Genomic DNA, 23,020 nt, shown 5'->3' with positions numbered 1-23,020 from the left:
GTTCAGCCCTCCTGCGGCAGCGGCCAGCTCTTGGCCACCATGGTCAGCACATCATATTCAGCCACCACCTCGTCGCGCTGGTTGGTGACGCGGCAATCCCAGCGCACCTCGCCGTAAACCGTCCCCTCGCGGGGGTTGATCTGCTTGCACGTCAGCTGCACCTGCAGGCTGTCGCCGAAATACACGGGTGTCAGGAAGCGCAGGTTGTCGACGCCGTAGTTGGCCAGCACCGGGCCCGGATCGGGCTGCACGAAGAGCCCCGCCGCGAACGACGCGATGAGGTAGCCATGCGCCACGCGGTCGTCGAAGAACGGGTTGGCTTTCGCCGCGTCGCTGTCCATGTGCGCGTAGAAGGTGTCCCCGGTGAACTGCGCGAAATGCTCCACGTCCTCCTCGGTGATCACCCGTCGTTCCGTGACGAGCTGGTCGCCGATGTTCAGCTCGGCCAGCGACTTGCGGAACGGGTGTGTTCCCTGCTCGGCCGGGGCGCCCGCGACCCATTCGCCAGTCACAGCAGACAGCAGCCTCGGCGTGCCCTGCACGGCGGTGCGCATCATGAAATGCTTCACCCCGCGCATGCCGCCCATCTCCTCGCCGCCACCCGCGCGACCCGGCCCGCCGTGCACCAGCGGCGCCAGCGGTGCGCCGTGGCCGGTCGAGCTCTTGGCGCTGTCGCGGTTGCCAAGCATCACCCGCCCGTGGAAGGGCGCGACGCCCAGCACCAATTCCGACGCCACATCAGCATCATTGGTGAAGACCGACGAGACCAGCGAGCCCTTGCCCTTCATCGCCAGAACGACCGCCTCATCGAGATCTTCGTAGCCCATCACCGTCGCTACCGGGCCAAAGGCCTCGATATCGTGCGGAGCCGTGGCCGTCATCGGGTCAGCGCAGCGCAGCAGAACCGGGTTCATGAACGCGCCTTTCTCGGCATCCCCCGAGACCAGTTCGACCTTTTCCGGATCGCCGAAGACGATCTCCGCCTCGCGAGCGATCTCGGCGATCTTCTCGCGCACGCCGTCGCGATCCCCGAGCGAGGCCAGTGCTCCCATGCGGGCATTGGCATCGTCCGGCAGACCCGCCGGGGTCTGCGCCAACCGCTGCGAAAGCGCCTCGATCACCGCCCGCTCCTGCGCCTTGGGCACCAGGACGCGGCGGATCGCGGTGCATTTCTGCCCCGCCTTGGCGGTCATCTCGCGGTGCACCTCCTTGACGAAAAGATCGAACTCCGGCGTGCCCGGCACGGCGTCGGGGCCGAGGATCGCGGCGTTGAGGCTGTCGGCCTCCATGGTGAAGCGCACCGAGTTCTCGACGATCGCAGGGTGCGACTTCAGTTTGCGCCCGGTGGTGGCCGAGCCGGTGAAGGTGACGATATCCTGCCCGGTCACGTGGTCCAGCAGGTCGCCGACGCCGCCGCAGACAATCTGCAGCGCGCCGTCCGGCAGGATGCCCATCTCAAGGATCCGCCGCACCACCAGCTCGGTGAGATAGGCCGTGGCCGAGGCAGGCTTCACGAGACACGGCATGCCAGCGATCAGCGCGGGGGCGATCTTTTCCAGCATCCCCCAGACCGGGAAGTTGAAGGCGTTGATGTGGATCGCCACGCCGTGCATCGGCACGAGGATGTGCTGGCCGACGAAGCTGCCGTCGCGCGACAGACCCTCGACGGCGCCCTCGGGAACGACCTTTGCATTGGGAAGCTCGCGCCGTGCCTTCGAGGCGAAAGTGAGCATGGTACCGATACCACCATCGATGTCCGGCCAGGCATCGCGAGCCGTGGCGCCGGTGGCGAGGCTCTCGGCGTAGAACTCGTCCTTCATTTCCATCAGCTTGAGGCCGATGGCCTTCAGCATCAGCGCCCGCTCGTGGATGGTGTACTGGCGCAGCGCCTTGCCGCCAACCTCGCGGCCCCAGGCCAGGGCCCCGGCAAAATCGAGCCCCTCCGAGCCGATATAGGCATGGACAGAGCCGGTCCCGGCATTGGCGAGTGGCTTGCCCTCCCCGTCGCCGGCGCGCCAGGCACCCTGCATATAGCTCTCGAGGCGGCGCGCGGTGCGTCCCGTATCCAGCATTTGCTCGTCCTTCCTGTTCAGTTCAGGCCAAGACCGGAAAGCACGCTTTCCGCCTCGGCGCGCCACGCAGCACGCAGCGTCTCGTTGTCGGTGTGGCGCAGGCCCATGGCCTTTTGCTTCTCGAAGCGCTCCGATGTTGCCGGGCCGAAGGTCTCCGCAACGCGCGGCATCCAGTAGGCGACAGAGGCTCTGGCCCCATCCGTCGCCCCGATCCGCTCGAGCCCCTCGAGGCCCAGCTCCATGTGCCGCTTCTCGCGCGGGAGGATGTCGCGCAGCACCTCGGCCAGCGGCTGGTACGAACTGCGCGCCAGCTCGCCCACGGCGTGCTGCGTCGCAAGGCCCATGAGCACGTTCATCACCACCGCGTCGGTCCAGCCGGTCAGCGGGTAGTGGAAGACCGAGAGCCGCATGTCGCCGCCGTGGCGCTTCGCCTCGAGCGTGCTGTCACGGCTCTCGCGCGCGGCCCAGTCGTGGGCCCGCTCGTAGAGCGCCTTGTCGGTGCCGAAGCCCTCCATCAGCTCGAGCACGCGCTCGGCATGGTCGGCCTTCTCCAGCGTGATCCGGCTGGCGGCGATGCGCGCCTTGATCCCCGGCGCCCAGTTGATCGCCCCGGCAAAGCCCGCAGACCCCGCCAATTCACTGTCGACGAAGGAGGACATCAGCCGCAAGAGCTCACCGCGGTAGCGCGGCGGCACGTTCTCGGGAGAGGTCAGCTTGCCGCCCTGCGCGAGATACTCGGCGATGGGCATGGTATCGGTGTCATTCGTCATAGCTGAGCACCACCTTGTCGGAGAGCGGAATGCACTGGCACGACAGCACGTAGCCGGCGCGCACCTCGTAGTCCTCGAGCGCGTGGTTGATCTCCATCTCGACCTCTCCCTCGAGCACCTTGGCGCGGCAGGTCGAACAGACGCCCGCCTTGCACGAATAGGGCGCGTCCATGTTGTTCTCGATGGCGGCGTCCAGCACGGCAGTGCCGTCCTTCGGCATCTGGAAGGTGCGGGTCGCGCCATCGAGCGTGACCGAAACCTCACAGGTGTTCCCCGCGGCGGCGGCCTGCTGCGAGACAGCCCGCGTCTTGGCGCGGCCCGGCTGCGAAGATGCGAAAAGCTCGAACTTGATCTGCGCGTCGGTCAGCCCGGCCTGGCGCAGGCTCTCGGCGATCGTCAGCATCATCGGCTCGGGGCCGCAGATGAAGGCGGTGTCCACGCCCTCGGCGTCGATCCAGAGCCGGAAAAGCATCTCCATCTTCTCGGCGTCGATGCGCCCGGTGAAGAGGTCTATCTCCTGCCCCTCGCTCTCGAGGATGTGGATCACCGAGAAACGCCCGAGATAGGTGTTCTTCAGATCCTCCAGCTCTTCGCGGAACATGATCGAGCCGACCTGGCGGTTGGCGTAGACCAGCGTGAAGGTGGCGTTGGGTTCGCGCGACAGAACGGTCTTGATGATCGACAGCACCGGGGTGATGCCCGAGCCCCCGGCAAAGCCGAGGTAGCTCTTGGCGCTCGACGGATCGAGCACGGTGAAGAACCGCCCCTGCGGCACCATCGCGTCGAGCGTGTCGCCGGGTTTCAGGTTTTCGTTGGCCCAGGTCGAGAAGGCGCCGCCGTCGACGCGCTTGATGCCGACCTTGAGACAGCCCTCGTCGAGACCGGCGCAGATCGAATAAGACCGCCGCAACTCCTCGCCGTCGAACTCGCGGCGGAAGGTCAGGTACTGGCCCTGGGTGAAGCCGAAACTCTCGGCGTCCTCGGCGCGCGGCTTGAGGGTGACCACCACCGCATCGCGGGTCTCGCGGCGGACATCGGTCACTTCGAGGGGATGGAAACGGGGCATGTCAGACCTCCTCCTGTCTGGACAGGGAAATGCGTCGGGGGTGCCCCGCCGGGGCACCGGAATGGCTCAGTGGCACTTGAAGTAGTCGAAGGGCTCGAGGCAGTCGCGGCAGCGGTAGCTGGCCTTGCAGGGGGTCGAGCCGTACTGGCTGACCCGTTCGGTGTGGGACGAGCCGCAGCGCGGGCAGGCGATCACCAGGTTCGACCGCCCCGACAGCCGCGCCGCACGGCCCGCCATCAGACCGTCCGAGGCGGTGCCGTCGACCGGCGGGGCGATGCCGTAGGCGCGCAGCTTGTCGCGCGCCGCCTCGGTCACCCAGTCCGTGGTCCAGGGCGGCGACAGGCGGCGTTCCAGCCGCAGGTCGGTGATGCCTTTCTCGCGCAGCTGGATCTCGATCATCAGGTCGATCACCCCGGTCGCCGGACAGCCGGAATAGGTCGGCGTCACCGCCACAACCAGCGTGTCCCCGTCCCAGCGGACCTCGCGCACGATGCCCAGCTCGGTGACCGAGACCACCGGGATCTCGGGGTCGGGGACCTCGCCCAGCCAGTCCCAGACCTGCTGGGTGGATGGCAGAACCGCGCTCATCGGCTTACCAGCTTGCGCCCGGGTAGGCGCGCTGCAGGAACTGCATTTCGGCAAGGATGTAACCGAGGTGCTCTGTGTGCCGCCCCTGCTTGCCGCCGGTCTGCGCGTCGAAGCGCTGCTCGGGCTGCACCAGCGTTGCCTCGTCCAGCACCTCGCCGACAGTCCGCTGCCAGAGCGGCAGCAGGTCCGCAAGGGCGGGCGCGATGCCGGCCTCGGCCACCGCCTCGTCCACCGCGTCGGCGGCGAACATCTCGCCGGTGTAGGGCCAGAGCTTGTTCAGCGCCGCCTGCATCCGGGCGTGGCTTTCCTCGGTGCCGTCGCCCAGCCTGACCACGAGATCCGACGACCGCTCGAGGTGGTAGGACACCTCCTTGAGTGCCTTGGCGGCGATCTCGGCTACGCGCGGGCTCGACGACTTGGTCAGGGCGGTCAGCAGTTCGTAGTGGAAGGCATCGAAGAGGAACTCGCGCATCAGCGTCACCGCCATGTCGCCGTTCGGCAGCTCGACCAGCTTCAGGTTGCGGAATTTCATCGCGTCGCGCAGGAAGGCCAGGTCATCGGCGCTGCGCCCCGCCCCTTCGACCTCGGCAGCAAGGCCGAGCCACATCTGGGTGTGGCCGATGAGGTCGAGCGCGGTGTTGGCCAGCGCGATGTCCTCTTCCAGCACCGGGCCGTGGCCACACCATTCAGAGATGCGGTGGCCGAGGATGAGCGAATTGTCCCCCATCCGGCAGAGCCAGTCGAAGAAGGCGGGCTTCAGCGCCACATCGTCGACGTGCGGATCATGCGTCTGCGCGGCAGCGGCACGCTCGGCGAGCCGGGCCACATCCGGCGTTGCGGCATCGGGAAGCGAAGGCATCACATGTGCCCCACTTCGTCGGGGATGTCGAAGAAGGTCGGGTGGCGGTAGACCTTGCTCTCCGCCGGATCGAAGAGCGGGCCCTTCTCGGAGGGCGCCGAAGCGGTGATCGCCGCCGAGGGCACCACCCAGATCGACACGCCTTCCTTGCGGCGGGTGTAGACGTCGCGGGCGTTCTTGATCGCCATCTCGGCGTCCGGTGCGTGCAGGCTGCCGACGTGGCGGTGGTTCAGCCCGTGCTGGCCCCGGATGAAGATCTCCCAGAGCGGCCATTCTTTCTTGGTCATGTCACATCCTCCTCAATGCGAGCGCTTACTCGGCGGCCACGTTCGATGCCGCGCGGCGCGCGGCGGCCTTCTCGGCATAGGCGGTCAGCCCGTCGCGGAACCACGCGCCCTTGTCCCAGGCCTCGCGGCGGGCGCCGAGACGCTCCTCGTTGCAGGGGCCGTTGCCCTTGATCACCTCGAAGAACTCGTTCCAGTCGGGCTCGGCGAAATCGTAATGACCGCGCTCCTCGTTCCACTTGAGGGTCTCGTCGGGGACGGTGAGGCCAAGGTACTCGGCCTGCGGCACCGTCTCGTCGACGAATTTCTGGCGCAGCTCGTCGTTGGTGTTCATCTTGATCTTCCACGCCATCGACTGCGCGGAGTGCACCGAGTCCTTGTCGGACGGGCCGAACATCATCAGCGAGGGGTACCAGAAGCGGTTGAGCGCATCCTGCGCCATTTCCTTCTGCTCGGGCGTGCCCTGCGCCATCTTCATCATGATCGCGTAGCCCTGCCGCTGGTGGAAGCTCTCTTCCTTGCAGATGCGGATCATCGCGCGGCTGTAGGGGCCGTAGGAGGTGCGCTGCAGCGGCACCTGGTTCATGATCGCCGCGCCGTCGACCAGCCAGCCCACCGCGCCCATGTCGGCCCAGGTCAGCGTGGGATAGTTGAAGATCGAGCTGTATTTCATCGCGCCCGAGTGCAGCTTTTCGAAGAGCTCGTCGCGCGACACGCCCAGCGTCTCGGCGGCGGAATAGAGGTAGAGCCCGTGCCCGGCCTCATCCTGCACCTTGGCCAGCAGGATCGCCTTGCGCTCGAGCGTCGGCGCACGGGTGATCCAGTTTCCCTCGGGCAGCTGACCGACGATTTCCGAGTGCGCATGCTGACCGATCTGGCGGATCAGCGTCTTGCGGTAGCCCTCGGGCATCCACTCCTTGGGTTCGATCTTCTCGCCGCGGTCGACCCGCTCCTGAAAGGCGCGCTCCTCGGGAGTCATCTCCTCGAGCGACTTCATGCCTTCCGATTTCACCATCTGTGCATACATGGTCGTGCCTCCTCCTGAGGGTCAGATACGTTCGAGGATCATCGCGATCCCCTGCCCCACGCCCACGCACATGGTGCAAAGGGCGTAGCGGCCGCCGGTGCGGTGGAGCTGCCGGGTGGCGGTCAGGACCAGCCGCGCACCGGACATGCCGAGCGGGTGGCCCATGGCGATGGCGCCGCCGTTGGCATTCACATGGGGGGCGTCATCCGGCAGGCCAAGCTCGCGCAGCACCGCGAGCCCCTGCGCCGCAAAGGCCTCATTGAGCTCGATGACATCCATCTGGTCGAGCGTCAGGCCGGCGCGGGCGAGCACCTTGCGGGTCGCGGGGACCGGACCGATGCCCATCACGCGGGGCGCGACGCCTGCCGCCGCCATGGCGAGGATGCGCGCCTGCGGCGTCAGGCCATTCTTGGCCGCCGCCGCCTCGGAGGCGACGATCACCCCCGCCGCGCCGTCGTTCACGCCCGAGGCATTGCCGGCGGTGACGCTGAGGTCCGGGCCATTCACGCCACGCAGCTTGGCCAGCTTGTCGACCGTCGTGCCGGGGCGCGGATGCTCGTCGGTGTCCACCACCAGCGGATCGCCCTTGCGCTGCGGGATCGTCACCGGAACGATCTCCTCGGCGAAGACGCCGGCCTTCTGAGCCGCTTCCCAACGATCTTGAGAGCGCACGGCAAAGGCGTCCTGGTCAGCACGGCTGACACCGTAGTCTTCGGCCACGTTGTCGGCGGTCTCGGGCATCGAATGTGTGCCGAACGCCTTGTCGAGCTTGGGGTTCTTGAAGCGCCAACCGATGGTGGTGTCGTACATCTCGGCATTCCGCGAGAAAGCCGAGCTCGCCTTGCCCACCACGAAGGGCGCACGGCTCATGCTCTCGACGCCGCCCGCCAGCAGAAGGTCGCCATCGCCGGCGCTGATGGTGCGCGCGGCGAGGCCGATCGCATCCATGCCAGAGCCGCAGAGGCGATTGACCGTGGTGCCCGGCACCTCGATCGGCAGGCCCGCCAGCAGCCCGGCCATGCGCGCGACGTTGCGGTTGTCTTCGCCAGCCTGGTTGGCGCAGCCGAGAATAATGTCATCGACGCTGGCCCAGTCGACCGAGGCATTGCGCGCCATCAGGGCGGCCAGCGGTACGGCCGCCAGATCGTCGGCGCGGACAGCCGAAAGCGCCCCGCCATAGCGGCCGACGGGTGTGCGTATCGCGTCGCAGATGAATGCCTCGGACATCCGTATCCTCCTCCCTCGAGAATCGAGGTCGACCATCAATGATCGACCGATCGGTCAAACAACTAGCACGACATACGGCACATGTTAAGCGTCAATTGAGTTTCTGCGTGATGTATCGACAGACCCCCTGCCCCGCGGATCACGCAGCTGCTTCGCGCCGCAGCTGGAACAGCCGGCGTTCGGTTTCCTCATTGCAGGGCGCAAGATGTCCCTCGGGGCTGAGAAACCTCGCGCTTACATGGCTTTCCGCGTGCTTCGACAATCCGACATAGGCCGCAACAAAAAGCCTGCGGGCTTCGTCGGCGGGCCAGTCGTGAGGATAGGCCGCACGTGGCAGACGCGGGTCGCTGAGTGCCGCATGGCGGTAGTCATGCACCAGTCGCAAACGCAGGGCGAGCGCGTCCTCCGGCGAAAGCGGGACAGTTGCGGACAGCAGATCGCGCAACGCACCATGGCGGGCGAGGAAGCTGGCATAGGCCTCGGCAACCCCGGGCAGGCCCCAGCGTTCCGAAGCGAGCTGGCCAAGATCGCCATGCCCCTCAAGTTGCTTCGCGCGCAGCAGGACACCCGCCACCGGCGCAATGTCCTCGCGATTGGGCGCCAGCGCGACGGTGGGTGCAAGCCGGGCCCAGGGCAGCGGCAGATCGACGTCGCGCAGCGCGTCCGACAGGCACAGCAGCCAGTCTTCGGGCTCGGGCGGCGGTGCAAACAGCAGACGGGCCGCCTCGCGGAACTCGGCCCGCGCGGGTTCTGACAAGCGGTAAAAGCTGCGCCGCCCGATCCGCACACCCTCGAGCCGCCCGGCCCCCACGAGGCGAGAGACCGCGGTGCGGACGAGGCTTTCGTTCAACCCGTGGCGCGCGCAACACTCGATCAGCGTGCCCATCCAGAGCATGCCGCCACGCGGCTCGACCACGTCGCCGTAGATCGTAACGATGAAAGCCGGGGCGCGCGGGGCATCTGTGGCCGCCAGTTCGGCAAGCGCCAGCGGATCAGCGGTCAGATCGCGCACCTCTGATATCACGGCCTTGTTCATTAAACGCCCTCCTGCGGCGGCGCCCGATGCGGCGCACGACCCCAGTCTACGCCAGCCTCCGCGATATGTCACATGATTGCAGCGCTTCTGTCACTTTGCGTGCCGTTATTAGCGGAGATCTCGGCCATTTGCGCCCTGACCCCCATCGCCGCGGCCCGTTTCACCGGGCCGAAGCCGCGAATGTCCATCACCAGCGCCGCCTTTGCGGCGCGATCATCGCGGTTCTTGAAGGTCAGCCCGGCGGTCAGGCGGTCCAACAAGGCGCGGTACTCGGCGATCAGAGCGCGCTCCATCTTTCGCTCGACACTGTAGCCGAAGGGATCGAGCGCGGTGCCGCGCAGCGGTTTCATCTTCGCGAGAAGGCGCATCGCGGGGCGTATCCAGGGGCCGAAAGCGCGCTTGAGGGGCCGCCCGCGCGCATCCCGTCCCCCGGCGAGAACCGGCGGTGCCATGTGGTGGACCAGCTTAAACGGCCCGTCGAAACGCGCGGCAAGGTCGTCTTGGAAGCCGGTCTGCGTATGCAGCCGCGCCACTTCATATTCGTCCTTGTAGGACATGAGCTTGAAGAGTCCCTTGGCCGCTGCCTCGGTCAGTGCCCCGACTGCGCCGGTGGCGGCGGTCTCGGCCTTGCGGACCTTGCCGATCTCGCGCAGGTACTCCTGCGCCCAGGCGGCATTCTGGTAGCCCGTCAGGAACTCGGCCCGCCGCGCGATCATCTCGTCCAGCGTCAGAACCGGGCTGGCGGGCAGTTGGGCGACGCGCTCGACCGCCCCACGGTCATGCACCAGCACCCGCCCCCAGGTGAAGGCGTCCTTGTTCTGCGCCGGCTTCACGCCGTTGAGTTCGATCGCCCGCATCAAGGCCTCGAGTCCCAGCGGCACCAGCCCGGCCTGCCAGGCCGCGCCAAGGATCATCACGTTGGCAAAGACGCTGTCGCCGAGCAGCGCTTCGGCCAGCGTGTTGGCGTCGAAGCTCTGCAGCGACGCCGCATCGACGGTGGCGCGGATCGCCTCCAGCCGCGCGCCCGCGTTGAGATCGGCGTCGCGGTTCTGCACCAGATCGCCGGTGGGCATGATGGCGGTATTGATCACCGCCCGCGTCTCGCCCTTGCGATAGGTGGCAGAGGCCTTTGGCGAGGAGCTGACCACCAGATCGCAGCCAATCAGCGCATGGGCCGAGCTCGGCTCGATCTTCACCTGGTTCAGCACCGCTTCGGAGGCCGCCACGCGCAGGTAGCTCAGCACCGGGCCGAACTTCTGGGCGAACCCCATGAAGTCGAGCACCGAGGCCCCCTTTTGCTCAAGGTTCGCCGCCATTGCGATGAGCTGGCCGACGGTGACCACCCCTGTGCCGCCGACCCCGGTGACGAGAATGTCCCAAGGCTGGGAGAGAGAGGGCAGGTCAGGCTCCGGCAGGGCCGCCTGCAGCGGGGCGAGTGCTTCCTTCCCGGCCGCATCGGTTTTTTTCAGCGTCGCCCCCTCGACGGTCACGAAGCTCGGGCAGAAGCCGTTGAGACAGGTGAAATCCTTGTTGCAGGTGTTGAGATTGATCTTCCGCTTGCGGCCGAACTCGGTCTCCAATGGCTCGACGCTCAGGCAGTTGGATTCCACCGAGCAATCGCCACAGCCCTCGCAGACCAGCGGGTTGATCACCGCGAATTTCTTCGGATCCTCCATCTTGCCGCGCTTGCGCAGCCGGCGCTTCTCGGTGGCGCAGGTCTGCTGGTAGATGAGCACGGTGGTACCGGGGATGTCGCGCAACTCGCGCTGCACCCGGTCAAGATCGCGGCGGTGCTCGATCGGCACGCCCGCCGGCAGTCCCTCGCGGCGCAGCGCCTCGGGGTCGTCCGAGACCACGACCACCTTCCTCGCGCCTTCAGACACCATCGACTGCGCGATGGACGCGACGCTGAGCGGGCCATCGACGTGCTGCCCGCCGGTCATCGCCACGGCGTCGTTGTAGAGGATCTTGTAGGTGATGTTGGTCCCTGCGGCGATCGCCTGCCGGACAGCCAGAGAGCCGGAATGGTAATAGGTGCCGTCGCCGAGGTTTTGGAAGACGTGCTTGTTGCCGTTGAACCTAGAGCGGGAGACCCAGTTCACCCCTTCGCCGCCCATCTGGATCAGCGAGGTCGTGTTGCGGTTCATCCAGCTGGCCATGAAGTGGCAGCCGATCCCGGCCAGCGCCTGACTGCCCTCGGGCACCTTGGTCGAGGTGTTGTGCGGGCATCCCGAGCAGAAGTAGGGCGTGCGGGCGGCCCCCTCTACGAGGATTGGCGCGGGCGCGGGTACCGCGTGCGCGGCCTTGCTCACAAGGTCAAGGTCGGGAAAGTTGCGCTCCAGCCGCGCCGCGATGTGCCGGGCGAGCATGACCGCGCCGAGTTCGTGCGTCCAGGGGATGAGACGGTTGCCCGCCTCGTCGCGCTTGCCGACCATCCGCTTCGGCTTCTGTCCCGGGAAGTCGTAGAAATACTCCTTGAGCTGGCTTTCGATGATGCCCCGTTTCTCTTCGATGACCAGCAACTCGCGCTTGTCCTTTGCAAAGGCCAAGGCGCCGAGGTGCTCCAGAGGCCAGACCATGCCGACCTTGTAGATGTCGAGGCCGATCTCGGCGGCGCGCGCCGCGTCGATGCCCAGCAGCCGCAGCGCCTCAAGCACGTCGAGATGCGACTTGCCGGTGGTGACGATGCCGAAATGCGCCTCATGCCCCCATTCGCTGCGATCGATCGGATTGGCGCGCGCAAAGGCAAGGACCGCTGCCTTCTTGGCTTCCATCCGCTCCTCGATCTGCGGGCCGGGAAGGTCCGGCCATCGGTAGTGCAATCCGCTCTTGGGCGGCTCGTAGTCGGGCGCCACAAAAGAGCGGGGCTTTGGCAGCTCGAAGGACATGCCCGACTCGACGGTCTCCGAGATTGCCTTGAACCCCACCCACATGCCCGAGAAGCGCGACAGCGCGTAACCCCATTCGGCGAAGCTCAGGAACTCGGCCACGTTGGCCGGATTGATCGTCGGCATGAAGAAATTCATGAAGGCGACGTCGGACTGGTGCGGCATCGAGGACGAGACGCAGCCATGGTCGTCCCCCGCCACCACCAGCACCCCGCCATGCGGCGAGGACCCGTAGGCGTTGCCGTGCTTGAGCGCATCTGCGGCCCGGTCGACCCCGGGTCCCTTGCCGTACCACAGGCCGAAGACCCCGGCACATGTGCGGTCCGGATCCGTTTCGACCTGCTGCGTGCCAATGATCTGAGTGGCTGCGAGTTCCTCGTTGACGGCGGGCACGAAGCCGATCCCCTCGGCATCCACCAGTGCGCGGTTCCGCGCCACCTCGAGGTCGATCCCGCCGACCGGCGAGCCGCGGTAGCCCGAGATGAAGCCGCGCGTGTCGAGGCCTGCGGCCTTGTCGCGACGAGCCTGGTCGAGTGCGATGCGCAGGATCGCCTGCGTGCCGGTCAGAAAGACTCGGCCCTCGGTGCGGGTGTAGCGGTCCGACAGTTCGTAGTCGCGCAGAATGGGTGTCTGATCGGTCATCGGCTCCTCCCAAAGCTCGTCGCGGCCGGGCCGCGTCCTCCGCGCATAGAATAGGCCTTGCCGGTGAAACCCCATCTCTAATAGGATCAAGTTCACGTACTTCTTGAAACGCTTGTTTCAGAATCCCCATAATTGCGAACGCCATGACAAAGATATCGCCGCTCGAAGCCCGAATGCTTGCCATCCTGCAATCCGACGCCTCGATCAGCATGAGCGAGCTCGCGCGACAGACCAACAGCTCCAGCGCCACCTGCTGGCGGCGCCTGCGTGAACTGGAAGAGGCCGGCGTGGTCAGTACGCCGGTGCGCCTGGTCGATCCGGCCAAGGTCGGGCGGGGCATGGACGCCTTCTGCCAGGTGCGGATGAAGGCGCAGGACGCCGACGCGCGCTCAGCCTTCCAAAGGGCGATGGACCTTGAGCCCGCGATCGTCGAGGTCTACTCGATCTCGGGCGACTGGGATTACCTGCTGCATATCGTGGTGAAGGATATCCCCGATCTCGAGAATATCCTGATGACCCGCATCCACGAACTGGATTGCGTTGCCACTGCCTCGACCATGTTCGTGCTACGCCGCGTGAAGCACACCACGCGCATCCCGGTCTGAACCTCGAACAGTCGCTTCGGTGGCACCTCGGATCGCTCCCCAAACGCGACAAGGCGTCACCGTTCTCTCGTAGCCCCAGCCAGCGTGCCTAGACTCAGATGGTGTATTCGGCTTGCGCCCCACTTTCAGCTTCGGTCTCGGCGGTGTCGCGCACGCGGCCGGCGCTTTTCGTTAAAGCTCCTCGGTGAGGTTCAGTGCTGTGCTGTCTCGGACGTCCAGCGATTTCGCTTCTCCCTACCTTCGGGTGGCCTTCTTGTCACAGCAGATGCTCCGGCCCCTGGGGCGCCTTCCAGCTTTTGGAATGGAACCTCAAGGATCGACGAACATTGTCGGTGTGAACCGCAATAAATCGGAGGCATCATGCGCCACATCACTTTGCCCGCTCTTTCGCTCATCCTCATGGCCGGCGCAGCATCGGCACAAACGATGGACGTGTCCTCGCTTCACAGCATCGACGACGCCGACATCATGGGGGCAGATGGCAAAAAGATCGGTGAAATTGAGGAGATCTTGGTCAACGATTCCGGCGAGCCCGTCGCAGCTGTCGTCGAAGCCGGAGGCTTTCTGAATATTGGCGACGACGATATTGTTGTCTCGCTCGACGACCTCACCTTCGATAACGGTGATTTCACCACCTCCATGACCGAGGAGGAATTGAAGAACCTTCCCAAGTGGGAGGATTGATCGCCTCGTAGCTTGTAGAACAGTTTCGTGGCGGCGCGCGCAGGCCGTGCGCCGCCTTGCGCTTTGATAGCACCATGCGGCCCAGATACGTTCGGCAAGAAACGCACAGTCGGAATATGACCCAATTGACGAACGTTGCAGAGCGGCGTTGAAGGAAAGCTAGTTTGAATGAAGAAACAGATGCTAACCGCAGCCGTCGTTGCACTGCTCCTCGCCGGATGTGCTGCGATCCAGCGCCCAGAAGTCGCCAACTCGCACGTGCCGGAGCCGAAGCAATCGGTCGAGCTGAGCAGGTACCTCGGCGTTTGGCACGAACAGGCGCGCTTCGACCATTCCTTTGAACGTGACTGCATGAACGTCACCGCGAAATACGAACTGCGAGATGACGGGTTGATCGGGGTTACAAATCGATGCCAAAGAAACGGAAAGACATCGACTACTAAAGGAACCGCTTCGATCGCAGGGGACCCCGCGAAACTCGAAGTGACCTTCTTCTGGCCATTCAAAGGTGACTATTGGATCCTGGATCACTCGGACGACTACTCTTGGTCGATTGTCGGTGAGCCGAGTGGCCGTTATCTATGGTTTCTTACGCGCAAGAAGCTGGTGGATGATCAGACAATTGACATGCTCAAAGGCAAGGCGCGTGAAATGGGGTACGATTTAACGGGCCTCATCCGGGTTAGCCAGACTGAAGAGTGATTAAGCTCGCCCTCCAACGCCTCGTCGGGGGGCTTCCTGTTCAGGCTTTCCTCAGCACGCCGGCAAAAAAGTACCAGAGTGTTTGTCTCCGACCGGGCCAGCTCGGGCGGGGCGGCTATTTGCTGCTATTTGCTCAAGCGAACCTGAGGGTTCGCCATGGACAGGGACCTCACATGGCAAAGGCACGATTGGCGGGTACCCTTCCATGACGTGGCCCGCCCAATGCGGACCTTGGCCTGCCTGGCGATGCTTCACGATGCCATGAATGAGCGTCTCGAGGAAGCAGCGCGGCAGCGACGCGCTGTTCCATCAGCGGCAGGTCCGGTCCGCGACCCGCGGTCCCCTTGTCGATGATACTGATTTTAAAGGCTGGCTCGCGGCTGGCCTGCCAATTGACAGTTCTGATGCCCGGCTCTACCTCCTGATTTCTGCAAGGAGGCCATCATGCCCAAACCGAAGTCTCGCAGTTTCGCCGTCATCGGCCTTGGAACCTTCGGCACAACCGTCGCGTCTGAGCTGGCCCGGTTCGGCAACCACGTGCTTGGGATCGACCTGCAGGAACGCAACGTCTCACGCGTCGCCGACACGATTGCCGAAGCGGTGATCGCCGACGGTCGCGACGACCAGGCTCTGCGCGAGGTCGGAGTGGGCAGCTACGATGTTGCCGTCGTCGCCATCGGCGAAGAGCTCGACGCCAACATCCTTTGCACCATGAACGTCAAGATGCTTGGCGTGCCCACGGTCTGGGTGAAGGCGATGAACCGTACGCATCATCGGATCCTGTCCAAGCTTGGTGCCGACCGGGTGATCCTGCCCGAGCAGGAGATCGGTCGCCATATCGCCCAGATGCTGCACAACCCGCTGGTCCGCGACTACGTGAGCCTCGGCAACGGCTTCCACGTGGTGGACTTCCGCGTACCCCAAAGTCTCGACGGTACGCCCATCGACAAGATCGGCCTGCCCGAGAAGTTCGAGCTTCGGACCTTGGGGCTCATGCGCGGCAGCGACTATGTGGACTGCCGGGCCGGGGCGACCGAACTCAAGGCGGACGACAAGCTGCTGCTCCTCGGACGCAGGGAAAACCTGCGCCGCTTCGCGGACGGGCTCTGAGCGCCGATGCGGCCCGTATGGTCCAAGGGGGTATGGCGCATGCAGCTCCCCCCGCCCGCGATCCTCGCCGGTCTCTATGCGGTGCTGATCGTCCTGGGTGGCGCTCTGCTGATGGTGCCCGCAGCGACGGCGATGCCGATAACCTGGTCGGACGCGATCTTCACCGCCGCCTCGGCCGTGACGGTGACTGGTCTCGTGGTCTCGGACACCGGCAGCCAGTTCACCCTCTTCGGTCAGGGGGTCATCATGGTGCTGATCCAGCTGGGTGGGCTGGGGTTGATGACCTTTGCCGTGCTGTTGCTGTCGATGCTGGGTCTTCCGGTGACGATCTCGCAGCGCATCTTCCTGCGCGAGGATCTCAACCAGACTTCGATCAGCGACCTGCTGGTCCTCGTTCGTGGGATCCTCAAGACCGTGCTGGCCTGCGAACTCTTGGGCGTCGCGCTGCTGTCCGGCGTCTTCGTGCCGGAATTCGGCTGGGGCGAGGGGCTGTGGCAGGCGCTTTTCCATACCGTCTCGGCGTTCAACAACGCGGGCTTTGCGCTCTTTCCCGACAGTTTGTCGCGCTATGTGGGCAACCCTGTCGTGAACCTCACGATCCCGGCGCTGTTCATCTTCGGCGGGCTGGGGTTCATCGTGGTGACCGAGGCCTACGGCAAGCGCCGCTGGCAAGCGTTCTCGCTGCACACAAAGCTCATGTTGGTCGGCACTCTGGCTCTGATCGTTTGGTCGGTGCTGACCTTCGCTGCACTGGAATGGACCAACCCTGCGACGCTCGGAGGGCTTGCCAGTACCGGTGACAGGCTGTGGGCAAGCTGGTTCCAAGGGGTGACGACCCGCACCGCTGGCTTCAACACCGTCGACATCGGCGGCATCCATGACAGCACCTCCATGATGTTCATGTCCCTCATGGTGATCGGTGGAGGCAGCACCTCGACGGCCGGAGGCATCAAGGTGACAACCTTTATCGTCCTTCTGCTTGCGACCGTCGCCTTCTTCCGGCGTAGTCAGCAGCTGCACGTCTTCGGGCGGAGTATCGGTGCCGAAGAGATCATGAAGGTTCTGGCGCTGACCATGGTAAGCCTGCTGACGGTTCTGGTCGCGATCTTCCTCGTGACCCTGTCCCACGATGGGGACTTCATCGATCTTGCATTCGAGGTCACCTCGGCCTTCGGTACGGTCGGATTGTCACGGGGGACCACCGGAGAGCTGGACGGCTTCGGTCGCGCGGTGATCATCGCCGTCATGTTTGTCGGCAGGGTTGGACCACTGACCCTGGGCTTTTTCCTTGCAACACGATCCAAGCCCCGGGTTGGGTACCCTGCGAGCAAAGTTTATCTCGGGTAGCCCTGTTCGAGAGCTTGCTCACACTGACCCTAACCGAGCCGCTTCATGGTCGCGACTGCGATCACTCGGGCCTCTTGACGAACGGCGAGAGGTTGACGCCTTGGGACGTCGCCTGCACCTGCTCCGGCAGCACCTTCTTCAGCTCCGCAGTCTCGGTCACGGGCGTTTTCAGCCGCTTGGTCTCGGACACTTCCATGGCGCCATACTTTCACCGCCACTTTGCAGAACGTGGCAGCGCTCATTCCGTGATGCCGCATAGAAGCGGGTGCCCGTCAATCTGCGTGATGGGCGCGACCGGCGGAATCGAAAAGATGCAACTGGCTGGTGTCGAATCGCAGCGCCACGTTGTCCCCTGGCGCGACCTGCGAGCGTCCGCCGTCGAGCGCGATGACCGAGGTGCCGTCGCTGAGCCGGGTATGAACCAGCGTCCTGTCCCCTAGGTGCTCCACCACAGTGGCCTCACCCTTCGTATCGCCCTCGCCTGTTGTGACGTGCACCGCTTCGGGGCGGATCCCCAGCTCGTAGGCGCCGCCATCCGGGATCGAAATGTTCATCGTCACGCGCGATCCGTCGCCGAGGACGGCAAGCGCCTCTCTGCCGGAAATCGCCACGTCCGCTTTCATGAAGTTCATGCCCGGACTTCCGACAAAACCGGCGACAAAGCGCGAGGCAGGATAAGTGTAGACCTCCATCGGTGTGCCGATCTGCTCGATCCGGCAATTGTTGAGGATGACAATCCGGTCAGCGAGCGTCATGGCCTCGGTCTGGTCGTGGGTGACATAGATCATCGTGGCCGCGATGCGCTGGTGCAGCTGCGCGAGCTCGACCCGCGTGCGCACCCGGAGCGCAGCGTCGAGATTTGACAGCGGTTCGTCGAAGAGAAACGCCGCGGGCTCCTTGACGATCGCCCTGCCGATGGCCACCCGCTGGCGCTGCCCGCCCGACAGCTGGCTCGGGCGGCGGTCGAGAAGCGACTCCATCTCGAGGATACGCCCGGCATCCGCGACCCGGGCGGCGATGTCGTTCTCCTTCATCCCGATATTGCGCAGGCCAAAGGCCATGTTGTCGCGCACGGTCATGTGGGGATAAAGGGCGTAGTTCTGGAAGACCATCGCCACGTTTCGTTGGCCCGGGGCGAGAGCCTGGCACTCTCGACCGCCGATCAGGAGCTCGCCGCGGTCGATGGACTCGAGACCAGCGATCATGCGCAGGAGGGTGGACTTTCCCGAACCAGACGGCCCGAGAAAGGCCATGAATTCTCCCTGCTTCACCTCGAGACTGATGTCCTTGATGACCTCGACGGCGCCGAAGCTCTTCGAGACGTTCTGCAGTGCGATATCTGCCATATCTTACCCCTTGATCCCCGCACTGAGCGTGATGGCCTGCGTTACCCGCCGCTGGAAGAGCAGGTAAGCGAGCGCGACAGGGAAACCGGCGAGCACGGCCGAGGCCAGCTGCCGCGCGTAATAGACGCCGAAGGCGTCACTAACTTGGGTGATGCCGACCGTGATGGTCATCATCTCGGTCCGCGTGACCGCCAGAAACGGCCACAGGAAGGCGTTCCAGGCCCAGATGAAGGTGACGATGGAAAGCGCCGTGGTCACGCCCCAGTTCATCGGAATGTAGACCTTGGTCAGGATCCGGAACTCAGAGGCGTTGTCCATCACGGCCGCCTCGCGAAATTCTTTCGGGACTTGGTCGAAGAACTGCTTGTAGACGATGATGATCACCGGGTGGATGAGTTGCGGCAGGATGATCCCCGCCCAGGTGTTCAACAGGCCCATATTCGCGATCAGCACGAAATGGTTGATGATAAGAACCTGCGTGGGGACCATGAAGCTGGCCAGGATCAGCCACCACAGCAGGCTCCGACCGGGAAACCGGAGCTGACTGATGGCATAGCCCACCAAGAGCGAGGTGGAGACGGTCAGCACCGTCACCCCGAGGGCCGTGGCCACCGAATTCATGTACCAGCTGCCAATCTGCGTCTCGGTCAAGGCGAACCAGTAATGCCGTAAAGTTGGGTTCTCGGGCCAGAGTTCGATATAGGGGCGCACGACCTCGTCCTCGAGCTTGAAGGACGAGACGATGCCCCAGTAAATCGGGAAGGCCCAGATGATCGCGGCGATCACCGTCAGGATCGTGATGATCGCTCCGGCGATGTTGTAGCGTCGCGTCGTGGTCGGGGTCATGTCTTGCGCTCCGCGAGGCGCAGAAGCTGGAAGTTCAGCACGGAAACCACGATGACGACCAGGAAGAGCACCACCGCGATGGCTGCAGCGCGCCCGCCGTCGTCGCTCTGGAACGCACGCTGGTAGATGTAGTAAACCATCACCAGATTGTCGTTCGGTCGCCCGCCTATGGAAAACAGGTACACTTGGTCGAAGATCTTGAGCTGAAGGATCAGCTGGATCGTCAGGACCAGCGCCGTGACGGGCCACAACAGCGGCCACGTCAGTTTCCGGAAAACGGTCCAGCGTCCGGCATTATCCAGTTCCGCCGCCTCGTAGATTTCGGTCGGGATCGCCCTCAGACCCGCGAGAAACAGCAAGATGGAGAAGCCGCAGGTCCACCAGATCGTCACGAAGGCCACGGCCGGCATGAACCAGGTCGAGGTCTTGAAGATCGGCACGCGATCGATGCCCAAGGCATCGAACAGATGCATGGCGATGCCGAATTGGAAGTTCAGCGTCCAGTCCCAGATCCGGTAGACCACAGAAACCGGCAGGATGTAGGGCAGGAAGAACAAGGCCAGCACGAGTGCTTGAAGACGCCCCGAGAGCCGCGTGATGCCCAAGGCGATGGCAAGCGCCACGAGCGTCCCCGGAACCACGCTGAGCAGCACGAAATAGGCCGTGTTCCAAAAGGCCGTGTCGAAGCGCCGGTCATCTGGCAGACGGGTATAGTTGTCGAGACCGGTCCATTCCGCGGTCTGCGGCCCGAAGCTGATCAGCGGCGCATCCTGAAAGGACAGGATGAACATGTCGATCGTCGGGTAGACGAAGATCAGCCCGTAGATCGCCACGAAGGGTGCGATCAGGACATAGGCGATCAGCGTGTCTTTTCTCGCGTTGCGGATCACGCCGGGTCCTCCAATTCGAACCTTTGGTCAGACGAAAGGAGGGGCACGCGCGCCCCTCCCGGAATCATTACATGTCGTTGAGTTCGTACTGGATTTCCTCGACCGCCTCGGCCGGATCCATCTCTCCGTTCAGCGTCGGAACAAAGTAGGTGGACATCACGTCGAACATCGGACCAGCGACGCCCGCGAATGTGCTCTGAGGGTCGAATATCATGTTCTTGGTCAGCGAGGAGTAGGTCGCATTCGGCTCCATCTGGGAATATTCCTCGGATGCCGTCACGTTCGAATTGGCCGGAATGTGGCCCGCGGTGGCCCAGAACAGCGAATTCTTCGACATCCAGGACATGACTTCCAGCACCGCGTCGCGCTTGGCGGTGCCATCATCCACGCCGTTGTTGGCCGGGATCGCAAAGGCATGGCTATCGGCGTAGGTTGAGGGATGGGCGAAGATCACCGGCAGTTCGACCGCGCCCCAGTCGAAGAGCCTGCCTTCGTCGCTCAGATCCTTCATCGTCGGGACTTCCCAAACGCCGTTGATCATCATCCCCGCTTCGCCCGAGGTGAAAAGCGCAACCGTCGCGGGATAGTCGGTATAGGTCGACTGCCACTTTTTGTTGGTCCAATCCTGCAGCACGGACAGTGCATTCTGCAGTTTCTCAGCGTTATCACCCGCCAGGAACTCGCCGTCGGTCAGAAGTTCGCCGTCTTGCTGGCCCATGAGCGAGTATATGGTGCGGTACATGAAGTTGCCGTCGGCTGTCACCGAGGCCAGCGGATACTCGACGCCCGCATCCTTGAGCGCGGCAAGGGTTTCCTCGAAGCCCTCGCGACTGTCGAGCCCCATGGGCGTGCCATCCTCGTTGAGGCGGCCGGCTTGCTTGAGAAGGTCTCGGTTGTAGTAGAGCACGATGGGATGCGTATCGAGCGGCACGGCGTATTGCTTGCCGTCGACCGTCACCGCGTTCCAGGTGGACTCTGCGAAATCCTCCTGGCTCAGTCCCATCTTCTCCCAGTCCGCATCAGTGATCGGCTGCAGCAAACCCTGGCTTACGGCGAGCGGGATGCGGCTGGCGTGGTAGGCCATGATGTCGGGGGCTTCGCCCACGGCGACCGATGTCTGAACTTTCGTGTAGAAGGGCACGCCCCATTCGAGCGTGGTCGCATCGATGGCGATCTCGCCCTCGTGTGCCGTGTTGAAGTCCTCGATCATCGACTTCAACCGCACGCCGTCGCCGCCACTCAGGAAATCCCACCAGACGACGGTCTCCTGCGCCTGGGCAGAAGTCGCAAGCGTGGCCCCGAGGACCATACTCAACACTTGTTTCATTTTTCTCCTCCCAAAGAAAGACCGGACCCCGGCCGCAGATTGACTCTACACTACTGCCGGTTCCTATCAACGATTTTGGCGGTATATACCCGATATTCCGATACAGTCGTCACAGCGTGACCCGGATCACAGAATAGCTGTAGGGCGGCAGGGCCAGGCTGAGAGTGTTTCTATCTATCTTGGCACCGCTACCCTCTTGCGGCACCACCGTGTCGGGCGCCTCCATCGTGTTCCGCGCCTCCAGATCGTCGTGGTGGATCAGGGTATGGCTTGCGGTCTTCGGTGTGCCGAACCTCTCGAGCGACACCTCTACCTCCATCGGCTCGCTCCCGTTCCGGTTGACGGCGAAGAAGGTCACGCTGCCCACATCGGCGTCGTGCACGCCGGCAATATCAAGGTAGCTGACCCCTGCTGCCATATCCGCGTCATAGGTCGGACAATCGACATCCAATTGCAGCGCGGTGCCGCGACCGTGGTGCGAGGCGAGCTTTAACGGATAGTAGATCGTCTGACGCCAGGCCGGACCGCCCGGGCTGGTCATGATGGGAGCGATCACGTTCACGAGCTGTGCGATGCAGGCGATGCGCACCCGATCAGAACGGCGGATGAAGGTGTTCAGGATGCAGCCCACTTGAAGCACATCCTCGAAATTGTACACATCCTCCAGGATCGGCGGCCAGTACTTCCAATCCTTGCCTTGCAGGTAGAGCTGATCCTGCTTTCGGGTGTGATACCAGACGTTCCATTCATCGAACGAGATCGTCACATCCTTCTTCGACCGCTTCTTGCCCTTCACGAAGTCGATCACGCCGCTCACCGTGCCGATATAGCGATCCAGCTTTTCCGGCAAAGCTAGGAAGTTCGCCGTGTTCTTCTCGTAGTTCTCGAAATACATGTGCAGCGAAATGTGGTCGATATTGTCGTAGGTCTCCTCGAGCACCGTGGCCTCCCATTGCGGGTAGGTCGGCATGTCGGAGTGGGAAGATCCGCAAACCACCAGTTCGAGATCGCTGTCGAAGGCCCGTAGCGCTTTGGCCGTTTCATTGGCAAGTTGGCCGTATTGGCGGGCCGTCTTGTGGCCGACCTGCCAGGGCCCGTCCATCTCGTTCCCCAGACACCAGGTTTTCACCGCCCAAGGCTCTGCCCGCCCGTTCTTGCGACGCAGGTCAGACCAGTAGCTGCCGCCGGGGTGGTTCACGTATTCGACGAAGCTCCGGGCCTCGTCGAGGCCGCGCGAGCCAAGATTGACGGCAAGCATCATCTCGATGTTGGACTTCTCGGCCCAGTCGGCATATTCGTGAATGCCCACATGGTTGTTCTCGAGCGTCTTCCACGCGAGATCGAGCCGGGTCGGCCGATCCTCCTTCGGGCCGATACCATCCTCCCAGTTGTAGGCAGAGACAAAGTTGCCCCCCGGATAGCGGCAAATCGGCGTGTCGAGTTCGCGGACGAGGTCGATCACGTCCTGCCGCATCCCGCTGGCATCGGCGCTGGGGTGATCGGGTTCATATATGCCGGTATACACGGCCCGACCCAGATGCTCGAGGAAAGAGCCGTAAAGCCGTTTGTCGATATCCGCGATGGTGTAGCGCGCATGCGCGGTGACACGAGCCCTCATGCGATCCCTCCCTAATGTACCCTATCTTCCGGTTTGTACCGTGTATGCCGATATGGTTGCGAGGGACGGCGGCTCAGTCAAGTGTT

The 23,020-nt window shown here is 64.0% G+C and carries 21 protein-coding genes; 5 read left to right on the top strand and 16 right to left on the bottom strand.

Going from position 1 to position 23,020, the window contains the following annotated elements:
• Positions 1-2: 2 nt before the first annotated feature.
• From paaZ to G0D83_RS05125, 10 genes are all read right to left on the bottom strand, one after another.
• Positions 3-2,072: a phenylacetic acid degradation bifunctional protein PaaZ gene (paaZ, locus tag G0D83_RS05170; protein WP_164190197.1), complete on the bottom strand. Its 2,070-nt coding sequence runs from the start codon at positions 2,070-2,072 to the stop codon at positions 3-5.
• 17 nt (positions 2,073-2,089) lie between these two features.
• Complete coding sequence (locus tag G0D83_RS05165) at positions 2,090-2,842, bottom strand: Phenylacetic acid catabolic protein (protein WP_164190188.1); 753 nt, start codon at positions 2,840-2,842, stop codon at positions 2,090-2,092.
• Entirely contained in the window at positions 2,832-3,908 is a 1,077-nt protein-coding gene (paaE, locus tag G0D83_RS05160; protein ID WP_164190186.1) for a 1,2-phenylacetyl-CoA epoxidase subunit PaaE, read from the bottom strand. The genes G0D83_RS05165 and paaE overlap by 11 nt, the downstream gene beginning before the upstream one ends.
• Before the next feature lie 66 nt (positions 3,909-3,974).
• On the bottom strand, positions 3,975-4,496 hold the full coding sequence (paaD, locus tag G0D83_RS05155; protein WP_164190177.1) for a 1,2-phenylacetyl-CoA epoxidase subunit PaaD: 522 nt from the start codon (positions 4,494-4,496) through the stop codon (positions 3,975-3,977).
• A gap of 4 nt (positions 4,497-4,500) precedes the next feature.
• Positions 4,501-5,355 (bottom strand): 1,2-phenylacetyl-CoA epoxidase subunit PaaC, encoded by an 855-nt coding sequence (gene paaC / locus G0D83_RS05150; protein ID WP_164190168.1) that lies wholly within the window; start codon positions 5,353-5,355, stop codon positions 4,501-4,503.
• On the bottom strand, positions 5,355-5,642 hold the full coding sequence (paaB, locus tag G0D83_RS05145) for a 1,2-phenylacetyl-CoA epoxidase subunit PaaB (protein WP_092428283.1): 288 nt from the start codon (positions 5,640-5,642) through the stop codon (positions 5,355-5,357). Before paaB ends, paaC begins: the two co-directional genes overlap by 1 nt.
• A gap of 25 nt (positions 5,643-5,667) precedes the next feature.
• Positions 5,668-6,666, bottom strand: a complete 999-nt coding sequence (gene paaA, locus G0D83_RS05140) for a 1,2-phenylacetyl-CoA epoxidase subunit PaaA (RefSeq protein WP_164190166.1) — start codon at positions 6,664-6,666, stop codon at positions 5,668-5,670.
• A 21-nt stretch (positions 6,667-6,687) separates the two neighbouring features.
• Positions 6,688-7,893, bottom strand: coding sequence for a 3-oxoadipyl-CoA thiolase (gene pcaF / locus G0D83_RS05135; protein WP_164190164.1), 1,206 nt, complete (start codon positions 7,891-7,893; stop codon positions 6,688-6,690).
• A gap of 139 nt (positions 7,894-8,032) precedes the next feature.
• Positions 8,033-8,929 (bottom strand): PaaX family transcriptional regulator C-terminal domain-containing protein, encoded by an 897-nt coding sequence (locus G0D83_RS05130; RefSeq protein WP_164190161.1) that lies wholly within the window; start codon positions 8,927-8,929, stop codon positions 8,033-8,035.
• Positions 8,930-8,997: 68 nt separating this feature from the next.
• Complete coding sequence (locus G0D83_RS05125; RefSeq protein WP_164190159.1) at positions 8,998-12,459, bottom strand: indolepyruvate ferredoxin oxidoreductase family protein; 3,462 nt, start codon at positions 12,457-12,459, stop codon at positions 8,998-9,000.
• A 143-nt stretch (positions 12,460-12,602) separates the two neighbouring features.
• Here G0D83_RS05125 and G0D83_RS05120 point away from each other — a divergent pair, with 143 nt between their 5' ends.
• From G0D83_RS05120 to G0D83_RS05100, 5 genes are all read left to right on the top strand, one after another.
• Positions 12,603-13,064: an Lrp/AsnC family transcriptional regulator gene (locus G0D83_RS05120; protein WP_164190157.1), complete on the top strand. Its 462-nt coding sequence runs from the start codon at positions 12,603-12,605 to the stop codon at positions 13,062-13,064.
• Positions 13,065-13,424: 360 nt separating this feature from the next.
• Complete coding sequence (locus G0D83_RS05115; RefSeq protein ID WP_164190155.1) at positions 13,425-13,748, top strand: PRC-barrel domain-containing protein; 324 nt, start codon at positions 13,425-13,427, stop codon at positions 13,746-13,748.
• A gap of 168 nt (positions 13,749-13,916) precedes the next feature.
• A complete protein-coding gene (locus tag G0D83_RS05110) occupies positions 13,917-14,450 on the top strand; it encodes a lipocalin family protein (protein ID WP_203594878.1) in 534 nt (177 codons plus the stop codon).
• Between the two features lie 444 nt (positions 14,451-14,894).
• On the top strand, positions 14,895-15,560 hold the full coding sequence (locus G0D83_RS05105) for a TrkA family potassium uptake protein (protein ID WP_164190153.1): 666 nt from the start codon (positions 14,895-14,897) through the stop codon (positions 15,558-15,560).
• Between the two features lie 39 nt (positions 15,561-15,599).
• Positions 15,600-16,907: a TrkH family potassium uptake protein gene (locus tag G0D83_RS05100; RefSeq protein WP_164190151.1), complete on the top strand. Its 1,308-nt coding sequence runs from the start codon at positions 15,600-15,602 to the stop codon at positions 16,905-16,907.
• Between the two features lie 61 nt (positions 16,908-16,968).
• Here the strand turns inward: G0D83_RS05100 and G0D83_RS32450 are convergent, their stop codons facing one another.
• The 6 genes from G0D83_RS32450 to G0D83_RS05075 all read right to left on the bottom strand — a co-directional run bounded on the left by G0D83_RS32450 (position 16,969) and on the right by G0D83_RS05075 (position 22,934).
• The gene (locus G0D83_RS32450; protein WP_255455825.1) at positions 16,969-17,103 is read right to left on the bottom strand and encodes a hypothetical protein; all 135 of its coding nucleotides are present in this window, start codon (positions 17,101-17,103) and stop codon (positions 16,969-16,971) included.
• Between the two features lie 76 nt (positions 17,104-17,179).
• Positions 17,180-18,253, bottom strand: a complete 1,074-nt coding sequence (locus G0D83_RS05095; protein ID WP_164190149.1) for an ABC transporter ATP-binding protein — start codon at positions 18,251-18,253, stop codon at positions 17,180-17,182.
• Positions 18,254-18,256: 3 nt separating this feature from the next.
• Complete coding sequence (locus G0D83_RS05090; RefSeq protein WP_108970708.1) at positions 18,257-19,099, bottom strand: carbohydrate ABC transporter permease; 843 nt, start codon at positions 19,097-19,099, stop codon at positions 18,257-18,259.
• On the bottom strand, positions 19,096-19,989 hold the full coding sequence (locus tag G0D83_RS05085; RefSeq protein WP_108970709.1) for a carbohydrate ABC transporter permease: 894 nt from the start codon (positions 19,987-19,989) through the stop codon (positions 19,096-19,098). Before G0D83_RS05085 ends, G0D83_RS05090 begins: the two co-directional genes overlap by 4 nt.
• A 67-nt stretch (positions 19,990-20,056) precedes the next feature.
• A complete protein-coding gene (locus tag G0D83_RS05080) occupies positions 20,057-21,316 on the bottom strand; it encodes an extracellular solute-binding protein (RefSeq protein ID WP_164190147.1) in 1,260 nt (419 codons plus the stop codon).
• A 109-nt stretch (positions 21,317-21,425) separates the two neighbouring features.
• Complete coding sequence (locus tag G0D83_RS05075) at positions 21,426-22,934, bottom strand: alpha-N-arabinofuranosidase (RefSeq protein WP_164190144.1); 1,509 nt, start codon at positions 22,932-22,934, stop codon at positions 21,426-21,428.
• Positions 22,935-23,020 lie beyond the last annotated feature (86 nt).

This window comes from Salipiger sp. PrR003, assembly GCF_010500785.1.
GTDB classification, from domain to species: Bacteria; Pseudomonadota; Alphaproteobacteria; order Rhodobacterales; family Rhodobacteraceae; genus Salipiger; species Salipiger pacificus_A.
Note: the sequence above shows the minus strand (reverse complement) of the source record. Positions and strands in the feature narration are given on the sequence as shown.

Coding starts and splice junctions, on each gene's coding strand:
- paaE (WP_164190186.1), bottom strand. CDS start 3,908: ATGCCCCGTTTCCATCCCCTCGAAGTGACCGATGTCCGCCGCGAGACC.
- G0D83_RS05100 (WP_164190151.1), top strand. CDS start 15,600: ATGCAGCTCCCCCCGCCCGCGATCCTCGCCGGTCTCTATGCGGTGCTG.
- G0D83_RS05095 (WP_164190149.1), bottom strand. CDS start 18,253: ATGGCAGATATCGCACTGCAGAACGTCTCGAAGAGCTTCGGCGCCGTC.
- paaZ (WP_164190197.1), bottom strand. CDS start 2,072: ATGCTGGATACGGGACGCACCGCGCGCCGCCTCGAGAGCTATATGCAG.
- G0D83_RS05110 (WP_203594878.1), top strand. CDS start 13,917: ATGAAGAAACAGATGCTAACCGCAGCCGTCGTTGCACTGCTCCTCGCC.
- G0D83_RS05115 (WP_164190155.1), top strand. CDS start 13,425: ATGCGCCACATCACTTTGCCCGCTCTTTCGCTCATCCTCATGGCCGGC.
- G0D83_RS05075 (WP_164190144.1), bottom strand. CDS start 22,934: ATGAGGGCTCGTGTCACCGCGCATGCGCGCTACACCATCGCGGATATC.
- G0D83_RS05165 (WP_164190188.1), bottom strand. CDS start 2,842: ATGACGAATGACACCGATACCATGCCCATCGCCGAGTATCTCGCGCAG.
- G0D83_RS05090 (WP_108970708.1), bottom strand. CDS start 19,099: ATGACCCCGACCACGACGCGACGCTACAACATCGCCGGAGCGATCATC.
- G0D83_RS32450 (WP_255455825.1), bottom strand. CDS start 17,103: ATGGAAGTGTCCGAGACCAAGCGGCTGAAAACGCCCGTGACCGAGACT.
- paaA (WP_164190166.1), bottom strand. CDS start 6,666: ATGTATGCACAGATGGTGAAATCGGAAGGCATGAAGTCGCTCGAGGAG.
- pcaF (WP_164190164.1), bottom strand. CDS start 7,893: ATGTCCGAGGCATTCATCTGCGACGCGATACGCACACCCGTCGGCCGC.
- G0D83_RS05125 (WP_164190159.1), bottom strand. CDS start 12,459: ATGACCGATCAGACACCCATTCTGCGCGACTACGAACTGTCGGACCGC.
- paaD (WP_164190177.1), bottom strand. CDS start 4,496: ATGAGCGCGGTTCTGCCATCCACCCAGCAGGTCTGGGACTGGCTGGGC.
- G0D83_RS05105 (WP_164190153.1), top strand. CDS start 14,895: ATGCCCAAACCGAAGTCTCGCAGTTTCGCCGTCATCGGCCTTGGAACC.
- paaB (WP_092428283.1), bottom strand. CDS start 5,642: ATGACCAAGAAAGAATGGCCGCTCTGGGAGATCTTCATCCGGGGCCAG.
- G0D83_RS05130 (WP_164190161.1), bottom strand. CDS start 8,929: ATGAACAAGGCCGTGATATCAGAGGTGCGCGATCTGACCGCTGATCCG.
- G0D83_RS05080 (WP_164190147.1), bottom strand. CDS start 21,316: ATGAAACAAGTGTTGAGTATGGTCCTCGGGGCCACGCTTGCGACTTCT.
- paaC (WP_164190168.1), bottom strand. CDS start 5,355: ATGCCTTCGCTTCCCGATGCCGCAACGCCGGATGTGGCCCGGCTCGCC.
- G0D83_RS05120 (WP_164190157.1), top strand. CDS start 12,603: ATGACAAAGATATCGCCGCTCGAAGCCCGAATGCTTGCCATCCTGCAA.